1 protein-coding gene and 1 pseudogene are annotated in these 2,663 nt (G+C 64.9%); both read left to right on the plus strand.

Going from position 1 to position 2,663, the window contains the following annotated elements; translation table 11 throughout:
* Window positions 1–517 (plus strand): annotated as a pseudogene (locus AHiyo1_RS14980) (acetyl-CoA C-acyltransferase); the annotation flags it as partial.
* A partial coding sequence (locus AHiyo1_RS14985) for a 3-hydroxyacyl-CoA dehydrogenase NAD-binding domain-containing protein (protein ID WP_059389099.1) occupies window positions 514–2,663 on the plus strand: 2,150 nt, incomplete at its 3' end. The pseudogene AHiyo1_RS14980 and the gene AHiyo1_RS14985, both read left to right, overlap by 4 nt.

Consider the following 2,663-nt stretch of genomic DNA (forward strand, 5'->3'; position numbering starts at 1 on the left):
GCGCGACGGCGGCAGTCCTGGCCTCCGCGGAGCTGCCGAAGAGCTCGGCCTGTCCGTGAAAATGCGCCTGGTCTCCTATGCTTTCGCGGGGGTCGAACCCGAGGTCATGGGTATCGGCCCGGTCCCGGCCACTGAGAAGGCCCTCAAGAACGCCGGACTCGGCATCGGGGACATCGACCTTTTCGAGATCAACGAGGCCTTCGCGGTTCAGGTCCTGAGCTTCCTGGACCACTTCGGAATCGCCGACGACGACCCTCGCGTCAACCGCTACGGCGGAGCGATCGCCGTCGGGCATCCCCTCGCGTCATCCGGCGTTCGGCTCATGAATCAACTGGCCCGCCAGTTCGAGGAAGACCCGTCCGTCCGGTACGGCATCACCACCATGTGCATCGGTTTGGGAATGGGTGCCACAGTAATCTGGGAGAACCCGCACCACCCCGACTACAACAGCTACAACAGCTACAACAGCGAGACCGAGACCGCCGTCGAGACCGAGAGCAAGGGAGCCGCAGCATGAGCGCCGCAGAATTCCAGAAACTGGCCGGACTGTTCCCGGACGAGACCGTGACCCACTCCTACGTTCAGGACATCGAACTCCCCGGCAACGCCGGAACGTTCGCCCTGATCACCCTCGACAACGGCCTGGACCACACCAAGCCCACCACCCTCGGACCGAATACCCTCGTCGAGCTCGGGACGGTACTTGAAGGCCTCAAGGATCGCGCTGCGCGCGGCGAGATCGTCGGCGTCGGCGTCACAGGCAAGCCATACTTCCTGGTGGCCGGCGCGGACCTCTCTGCGGTCAAGCGACTCGAAGAGCGGGAACACGGCCTGTGGATGGCGCAACTGGGCCACGATGTCTACGCGACGCTCGCCGATCTGGGTGTTCCCAGCTTCGCCTTCATCAACGGCCTCGCGCTCGGAGGCGGCCTCGAAATCGCCCTCCAGTCCACGTACCGCACGGTCTCGACGGGTGCCGGCGCCCTCGCTTTGCCCGAAGCCTTCATCGGGCTCGTCCCTGGTTGGGGCGGCGTCTACATCCTGCCGCGACTCATCGGCCCGGAAAACGCCGTCAAGGTCATGATCGAGAATCCGCTGAGCAACAACCGCACGCTCACCGGTCCCCAGGCTTTCCAGCTGGGCATTGCCGACGCGATCTTCGAACCCGCGGATTTCGTGGAGCAGTCCATTGCCTGGGCCGCGAAAGTGATCGCGGGCGAGGCCGTCCCGGATCGGAGCAACTCCGTGGACCCGGAGGACCCCTCGGTTGTCGAACGCTGGGCCGGCGCTGTGGCGGCGGGCCGTGCGTTCGTGGAAGCCAAAACGTCAAACGCATCACCGGCTCCGGCCAAGGTGCTGGATATCCTCGAGGCCAACCGGACCATGGGCAAGGCGGATTCCGCGGCCCTGGAATGCGAGACGCTCGCAGAGTTGATGCAGACGGACGAGTTCCGCTCCACCGTCTACGCCTTCCTGGACCTCGTGCAGAAACGGTCCAAGCGGCCTGCAGGTGCGCCCGACCGCAAGCTCGCGCGCCCGGTGACGAAGATCGGCGTCGTCGGTGCCGGCCTGATGGCGAGCCAGCTCGCCCTGCTGTTCGCGCGCCAGCTCAAAGTGCCCGTGGTCCTGACGGACATCGACCAGGAACGCGTGGACAAGGGAGTTGCTTACGTCCATGCGGAGGTGGACAAGCTGCTCGGCAAGAAGCGGATCAGTTCCGACGCCGCGAACAGGACCAAGGCCCTCGTCAGCGGCTCCGTCTCCAAAGAGGCATTCGCCGACGCAGACTTCGTCATTGAAGCAGTTTTCGAAGAACTCAACGTCAAGAAGCAGGTCTTCGCCGAAGTGGAGGCCATTGTCTCCCCCGAGTGCATCCTCGCTACCAACACGTCCTCGCTGTCCGTGACGGCGATGGCTGAGGATCTGCAGCACCCGGAACGCCTGGTCGGGTTCCACTTCTTCAACCCCGTCGCCGTCATGCCGCTCCTGGAGATCGTGCGTGCTCCGAAGACCGACGACGCCGTGCTGGCCACCGCGTTCGAGCTCGCCAAGGGATTGAAGAAGACAGCCGTGCTGGTCAAGGACGCCGCCGCTTTCGTTGTCAACCGGATCCTGCTGCGACTCATGGGCGAAGTCATTGCCGCGTTCGACGAAGGGACGCCGGCGGACGTCGCCGATTCGGCGCTTCGCCCCATGGGCCTGCCGATGAGTCCGTTCACCCTCAGCGCGATGGTGGGCCTTCCGGTCGCCCAGCACGTCCAGGAATCGCTGCATGCTGCCTTCGGCGAGCGTTTTGCGGTATCCCAGAACCTGCAGAAGTTGGTTGACAACGGCGTGAAGTCACTCTGGGCCCCGGGTCCTGACGGACAGCCGGTCATCCCGGCCGACACGTTGGCACTCATGTCCTTCGGCACCACGCCGTCCACTTCCGAGGAGGTCCTTCGTCGCACGCAGGACGCCCTGGCCGAGGAAATCGGACTCATGCTGTCCGAAGGCGTGGTGGCCGGGCCTGAAGACATTGACCTCTGTGTCATCCTCGGCGCCGGCTGGCCGATGTTCCTGGGCGGCATCACACCGTATCTGGATCGGGTGGGCGCCTCCGAGCGTGTCAACGGCAAACGCTTCCTGGCTCCCGGGATCGCGTCGAAGCCGGCCGCCGGTAG

Source organism: Arthrobacter sp. Hiyo1, from assembly GCF_001263615.2.
GTDB lineage: Bacteria > Actinomycetota > Actinomycetes > Actinomycetales > Micrococcaceae > Arthrobacter.